General features: G+C 48.5%; 3 protein-coding genes. All 3 read right to left on the reverse strand.

The window, feature by feature from the left end; all coding sequences use genetic code 11:
* Positions 1–873 (reverse strand): VENN motif pre-toxin domain-containing protein (locus MJ764_RS11100; RefSeq protein WP_239327049.1); only part of this gene is annotated, 873 nt, incomplete at its 3' end.
* 98 nt (positions 874–971) lie between these two features.
* Positions 972–1,505 (reverse strand): hypothetical protein, encoded by a 534-nt coding sequence (locus tag MJ764_RS11105; RefSeq protein ID WP_239327051.1) that lies wholly within the window; start codon positions 1,503–1,505, stop codon positions 972–974.
* A gap of 7 nt (positions 1,506–1,512) precedes the next feature.
* The coding region (locus tag MJ764_RS11110) for a hemagglutinin repeat-containing protein (RefSeq protein ID WP_239327053.1) at positions 1,513–7,567 on the reverse strand (6,055 nt) is incomplete at its 5' end.

Raw genomic sequence — 7,567 nt, forward strand, 5'->3', positions numbered from 1 at the left:
GCTTACTGTATTGTTACCAATTGGTACTAACTCCATTATTTCGTAGCCTAATAAATTCATTTTCCCAGTGCCCTTTAACTCAAATTTATTTCCTAATTCTTTTTTAACTTTTTGATTAAATGCTTTAATTGCTTTTTGATCGCTCTGTTGGTGATTTATACCTAATTGATTATTCTCCACCGCATTCTGCCCAGCCACCCCCGCAATCTGTGCATTAACCAGTGAGCCTCCGGTTAGCCCGCCTGATACGGTAGCCACCGCTGATGATAGGTCTCTGATGTTGGCTTTCACACTCTCTGGTAAGCGGTTCGGGTCTATCTCGCCAGTTCTCGGGTCTATCGCTTCGGGGTATTGATCTTTGGGTAGTTGTTTAATCAGGTATTGGGCAGCTAATTCGGCTGCGCTTGCGCCTACTGCTCCGGCGGCGGCATTACCGCCGTTTACGCTGGCGCTGATGGCGCCCAGTAGGGCATGTGCTACCAGTTGGGCAGCCTGATTCTGGTTGTCGCCATGGCCGAATTGTTTGCCGATTAGTTCTGCGGCATACGGGGCGAGGGCGTTGGTGGCTGCTTGCAGGTTGGTCTGGCCGCCAAGGATGCCGGTGACGGCACTGGTGACGGCGTTCAGGGCACGGCTCTTGCCACCACCGATACCCCATGATTGGGCTTGTTCGTCTGCTGTGCGGTCGTCTTTGCTGGTCTCTCTTAGTACCAGTTGTTTTTTGTCTTCGCTTAGCTGGTTGTAATCCTGCCACAGCTCGGGGTTGTTGCTTTGTAGTTCCTGCTCGGCTTTGTTGGCGATGGTGGTGGTGGCAATGCTGCCAGTCTGGTGGTTGTGATTGCCGGCAGGCCAGTTGTGATTAAAGTCGAGCACGGTAAGTTAATTGTTGAACTTGTGGCATAACTTTCACATTGAATAATAATTCCAATGCTGCGAAGCCAGTTGCAGCATTGGAAGAAAGTAAAAAAAGATTATTTAGGAATCTTTCCTGTCCACCAAATCGGCTTTTCATCCGCTCCTAAGTTATCAAAAACAGATAGCGGTATTTGTTTATAACTTATTGAGAAAGGTAATGTAGTTATAGCCACCATTACTGGTTCATACTCATAATCGGGATCTGATTTAAAGCCCTCATAATTTATCTTGGCAGATTCAACACAATAATGAAATGCATAAAAATAACCATCAAAAATATCATATAAAGTTGATTTTGTTTTGTCCAAATCACTTTTGGCTTTACCTGATAAAATAGGATCCCAATCAATTGCTTCTTGATCTAACTGTTTAAACTCTTCTTCAACCAATTTAATTAAAAATTCAGCAGTATCCAGCTCTTCTAATCTCAAATATCGACGATAGAAACGGTCTGTTAAAATAGACCAATTTTCTTCGGGATATTTGGGTTGCAAATAATACGAAATACAATCAAAAAATAATTCCATATCACTGTCTGTACCTAGAATAAATACAGAGCTCCCACCTCTAATACCAATAGTTATTAACATTATTTAATTACCTTTTATCTTTTAAAAATTCAATTTGTTCTCGTTTAATGATTCCGTTAGATTTTTGAACAATTTCTTGTCTAATTTTTAATTCTAACGCTGGTGTTAAATGCTGCCCTCTAACATCTATCACAATTTGTTGCTGCATACCTTTTGGTAAGTGTTTACTTCTATCAATTGCTTGTTTAGAGACATTATTAATCAAATTATCAGCGTATTTTCCTATATCATAATTTTTCACTTCTATTGAACAGGTTGTCCGGTTACACCAGTCTGGTCTGGTGCTACCTTTTGTACCATAAGGTACTTCTTTGCCGTCTTTATAACTTATCTGAGATTTATAATCTGATGGTAAACTGGCTCCTACATCTTTTTCTGAATCTTTTGGGGTTGGTCGTTTTTGAGCTGAGCTTTTATCAGTGCCAGCAACACCTTTTTCAGCATTCTTACCTGCTTTAGATATCCCTTCTGCATTCAATTTCAGCTTTTTACTTATCAGTACGGCTGCCAGTAGTTCTCCAGCAGCCTCTCTAGCCTGCAAATCCCCATGTGCTGCTTTATCCAATAACTCATAAAACTGAATATATGTGCGTGTATCAAATGCTGATTTGATACTATCGAGCGCTGCTTTGTTTTTCGGATCTAACGTCACTTGCATCTGATTGCATAGATTCGGCGTTAAACCTGTACAATATACTACTGCATTTAGTGAATCTATACCATAATCACTTAATCCTACTACACTATCTAAACCATCTCCTATTAAATTGACCGCTACATTTCTTATTACATCTAGGTTATCTTTGGCTTCTTTTTCTGTATGCCAGTAGTGTTTTGCGTCCTCTATATAACTGCGTATTTTATCTCCAAATACAGTATTATTATCCACTGCAATATGCCCAGCCTGATCGCCTTGTGCTACATCGGCCATACTGCCACCAACTGCCACTCCTGTCGCTGCGCCGGTAACGCCTGCTATGGCTGAAACTGTCGCTTTTTCATCAGCAGTTAAATCCGCTGGATTTTTGCCATACAGCCATTGTGATAGTATTGGTGCTGTTGCCTCCGCTCCTCCTGCGGCCAATGCTCCGGCAAGGGCGTCATTGCCTCCGGCTGCCGCTACTGCTGCGCCTAATATGGCATGTGCCAGTATATGAGCTGCTTCTTGACCGGCGGTTAATTCATCTTTACCGCCGGTTATCTGGTTTTTATGAGCTAGAACTTTGAAGTACTGTCCAATCTGATGCGACAATACCGGGCTAGCGGTGGCTGCTAGGATGCCACCTATATTATTGGTGGGTGCGGCCAGTCCTGCTCCGATCGCATTCAGTATCAGCCCGCCGGTATTCCATTGCGCCAGTTCTTTTTCATACTGCGCGCGCTGCTCCGGGCTGAGATTTTCTTGTTTCAGTTCTTCTTTTAGTTTATCTTTTTTGCTGTTAATGAAGGCTGAGGTAGCCTGCATGTTTTTGCTGAATTCCTGACTGACTTCGCGCTGTAAATCCAGTTCTTGCTGTACTTTGTCTTTATCAAAGTTATTGCTCAGGTAGCCGGCTTTGTCGGCATAGTTGTCGCTAGTGGTGTCGGTATAAATACCGGCGATGGTTTCTGCGGCGCTTTTGCCAGTTTTCTGCTGCTGGGCGGTTTCATCGGTGATGATGATGTTGTTGGTGTTGATACCGCTATGGGTGGTGCTGCTGTCGTGACCGCTGTCGCTACCATAACCTACGGTATTACTGGCTCCAGTACCGCCCTGATTGGCCAGATTAATGCTATTGTTTTTGCTCGGCTGACTTTGTCCCAGTGAAGATCCGCTAACGCTGCCACTGGCTCCAATGCCGATACTGCTGCCTTTGTAGTCACTGTGGTTTTTGATGTCGCTGCTGGTGAGACTACCGGTAATAAGCTGGTTTTTACCCGCCGCTTCGGCTGCCTGTGTTGAGGTGATGATGGCGCCCTTGAGGTCGGTATTGCCTTTGACTTTGATCTGGTAGCCATTATCGCCGGCAATGATGCCGCTCTGTTCGGTGACGCCCGCATAATCGGCTTTGATTTTGCTCTTGCTGTAGCTGACTGAACCAGAGGCTCCATAGCCTACGGTTACTTGTCCACTGATGTTTTCCTGTTTGCTGTCGTATTTGGCGGTGTCTTGCAGGCTTTCGATGTTTAGTTCGGCGGCATCGATGCTGACACCTTTGCCGGTTACCTGTGCGCCTTTGATGTTGGTGGCACCACCGCTAATCAGGCTAGTATTGCCGCTGAGGCTGCCGATATGGCTGTTGCGGTAGCTGGTCTCGTCGCCGTTGCCGTGGCCTTTGCCGTAATTACCTCCGGCGGTAACGCCGAGGGCCATACCATCGGAACCATAGCTGATGGCTACGCCGGCATTCCAGCCGCTGGATTTGTTTTTGCTGCGTTCGCTGTGACTTTGTTCGGCAGCCAGCAGATTAATTTGGTTATCTGCCTGTAAGTGGGTGCCTTGGTTACCACTAACGTCGGAACCGATGATGTTGATGTTGGAATCTTGGCCGGCACCGGTGGCCAGCAGGTTAACTTGTCCGCCGGCATGGATATTGCTGGCGGAGGCAACGTTGTCTACGCTGTGGCTTTCGCTGCGGCTTTTTTGTTGGCCAACGGTGATGCTAACGCTAACGTTTTGAGCAGCAGATTGGGGATTTTTGCCAGCATCTTGTAGTGCCTGAACGGCGTTATAGCTATCCATGCCGGCATTATAGGCAGCCATGGCATTGACGCGGTCGTTTTTGCTTTTGCCCACGCGGTTGATGGCGGTGTTGGCCGTCTGGATGGCATTGATCACGGGGACGTTAACGGCAACGGTGAGGCCACTCTTTTCAAAGGTATGGATGTTGTCGCGTTTGTGCTGATCCTCAGCTGCGCTGATGTCGATTTGTTTGGCGATGACGTTAACATCGCCTTTGGGTGAGGACACGCTGCTGCCGCTCTGGCTGTAGTGGTTGCCGGCGATGATGTTGGTGTTGCCGCTGAGGCTACCGATGCTGCTGCCACTATGGATATGGGATGTGTTGGTGGTGTCGTCGCTCTCTTTCTGGCTGCCGATGCTAAAGCCGATGCCGCCGCTACCCATAAGGCCGGATTTGGTTTCTTTGTGGTACTGGCGATCGGTGTAGTGGTTTTCGGCTGCGCTGATGTTGACATCATGGCCGGCATGCAGGGTGGTGCCGTTGTCGGAGATGATGTTGCTGCCGCGAATGTTGATGTCTTTATCGCTACTAATGTTGACTCTGGCACCGGTAATGTTGCTGCCTACGGCTTCGTCATGTTTGGCCTGATACTGATCCAGTGTGGTTTTTTTCGACAGGAAGCCGCTGGATTTTTTATAGGTGGAATGATCCAGCTCGGTTTGTTGTCGTCCTTCGCTGATGTTGACGCCGTTTTTGCCATACAGGTTGACGCTGCCGTTGTAGCTGTCGATGTCGCTCTGACGGATGTTCAGTTGGTCACCGGCCAGTAGGTTGATGTCCCCTACTGCGGTGATATTGGTGCCTACTTCGCTTTGATAGTGGTTTATCCAGTGGTTTTTGTCGCTGCGCTCACCTGCTGTCATATGGGTGGCGGTGGTGACGGTACCGAGGTTGATGCTGCCGTCACTGGCGCTAAGCTGGGTGATGCCGTTGGCGCCGGTATTGATGATGTCGGCGCCGTGGGTGTTGATGCCATGGGTGCCGGATACGCTGAGGATGCTGTCTTTGGCGCCAGTTACGTACAGGCCGGCGTTGCGGTCGATAACGGTGCCACCATTACGGTTGTCGCCATAGCTGGCGGTGGTGGTGGTGAGGTTGATTTGGTCGGCTTTGAGGCTGAGCAGGTCTTGGGCGATGGCTACGCCACCGTTGAAGTTGATGCTGTTATCGGCTTTAAGAGCCATTTTGTTGGCGCTGAGGGTGCCGCTGTTGTTGATGTTCTGGGCGCCAAGGTTGACGATGTTCTGCGCTGCCAAGGTACCTTGGTTGTCTATGTTGCCGCTGTTTTGCAGGTTGATGTTGCGCGCGCTAATCAGGCTGCCGGCACTGTTGACGTCGCTGGCACGGGCAATCAGGTAAACTTTGGGCACGAGGACGGTTTGCTGGCTGCCGTCGGCCAGGGTGATGGTCTGGTTAACCAGCCAGACGATGTCGCTGGTCAGTTGCGCCATCTGTTCGGCGCTCAGGGCGATGCCGGGGGTCAGTTTATACTGTTGCGCATAGGTGATGCCGGCATTCATCAGGGCTTTGTATTGTTCTTCGTCGTTCTGATAGCCCTCCAGATGGCGGAAGCCGGTCAGGTTGGCGATTTGTTCGTTGATCAGGCGTTGTTCGTAATAGCCGTCGCCCAGCCGTTTCTGCATTTTGTTCGGGTCTTGGCCGAGGGCGCTAAGCATATAGTCGCTGCCCAGCCATTTTTTCATGTTGGTAAAGGCAGGGTCGGTTTCTACCAGATAACCGTTATTATTGGGGTTGATATGGTACAGGCTGTTGTTGGGCAGTCTGGTGTTGATATCAGTCAGGGTTTTGATTTGTTGGTTGTGTTGGTTTATCTGGTTTTGGGCGCTGCTCTGGTTTTGTTGTACGGTACTAGTGCCAGCCTGAGTTACATGCGCCTGATTGGCTTCTTTGTTGGCGTGTTGCTGAATGGTGCTGGCCGGGGTATCGAATTCGTGGCTGGTGATGATGGTGCGATCATATGAAGTTTCACCAGTGGTTTTTATTTTACCTTTTTTATGGGGAGGGTTTTTGTATTCATATTTTCCCTGCTCACCATGCTCTTCAATCCGCTGTTGTCCTTTGGTTTCGCGGTTTTCAAGATTCAGGTTTTCTGTACCGTTAAGTGTGCCTCCAACGATGATGCGGCTATTGTGATTGAGCCAGTGATCGCCACTGATGGTTAAATCTCCGCCAATGATGATTTCACCCGGGTCGGTTTCGGTCACTTTTTGTTTGTAGATTTTGCGCTTGAAATCCCACCAGTGTACGTTTTCGGCTGAGTATTTTTCCCAAACTTTTTTGCTACCGTCATTGAAGGTGAAGCTGATTTCTTTTCTGTATCTTCTGAATTTACCATCTACGCCATGTTCCCAAATAGCAGGGTTACCTTTTTCTTGATACTGTCTTACTCCTTTGCTGCTCTCCAGATATTCTTCTACTTTGAAGTGGTTATTGAGGTTGTGTAATTCTTTGACGGCAATGTTGCCGTTGCCCTGCGCTTCGATACGCGCACTACCGTTGATCAGGCTGTCGGCCATGCCTGTGGCCTGATGCTGTTCGTTTAAGACACCGCCAATGGCGATGTCGCCTTCGCTCGACAGGAGGGCGTGTTCTTTGTTGATGATGTTGGCGGCACCGATGTCCAGTCGCTCACGCGCAGCAATAACCGCAGCTTTGGTTTCGCTGCCGATGGTTTCTTCCTGATTGATTAGGTTATGGGTACCGACGGCAACATGGTTGCCATAGATGCGCCCGCTGCCGATGTTGTTGATGCTGTTGCCAGACTGTACCAGGGTGGTGCCGTTGCTGTTGATCAGGCCACGGTTGGTGATGCTGTCTTGTGCTTGTAATTCGGTATGGTTGTTACTCTGGATGATGCCGCTGGCTTGGTTGTCGATATTGGCGGCATTAAGGATAACGCTGTCGCCTCCGCTAAGGGTATGGTTGTTGCTGATGTTGCCCTGGCTGCTGATACTGAGTTTGTGTCCGGCGCTAAGGTCGGTATCGACGCTGAAGTCATTAATCAGGGCAATGTCGAGGTCGTTTCCGGCCACGATAGTGCTTTGGTTGTTGAGGTGTTTGGCATTTATGCCCAAGTTTTGTCCGGCAATGATTTTGCCATCTGCGCTGTTGTCAATGTGTAGATTGTTGTCTGCACTATTGCCGCTGATGTGTATATCTTTAAGGGCGCTGATTTGCCCTTGCTGGTTGTTGATGTGTTGGCTGATTTGCGCATTCAGGTGCTGGTTGCTGCGGATGGCTCCGGCATTGTTGTTCAGGCTATCGGCTGTTAGGTCGATGCTATCGGCATCGATGCTGCCCTGCTGGTTGTTAAGTGCG

Source organism: Snodgrassella gandavensis, from assembly GCF_914768025.1.
Taxonomy (GTDB): Bacteria; Pseudomonadota; Gammaproteobacteria; order Burkholderiales; family Neisseriaceae; genus Snodgrassella; species Snodgrassella gandavensis.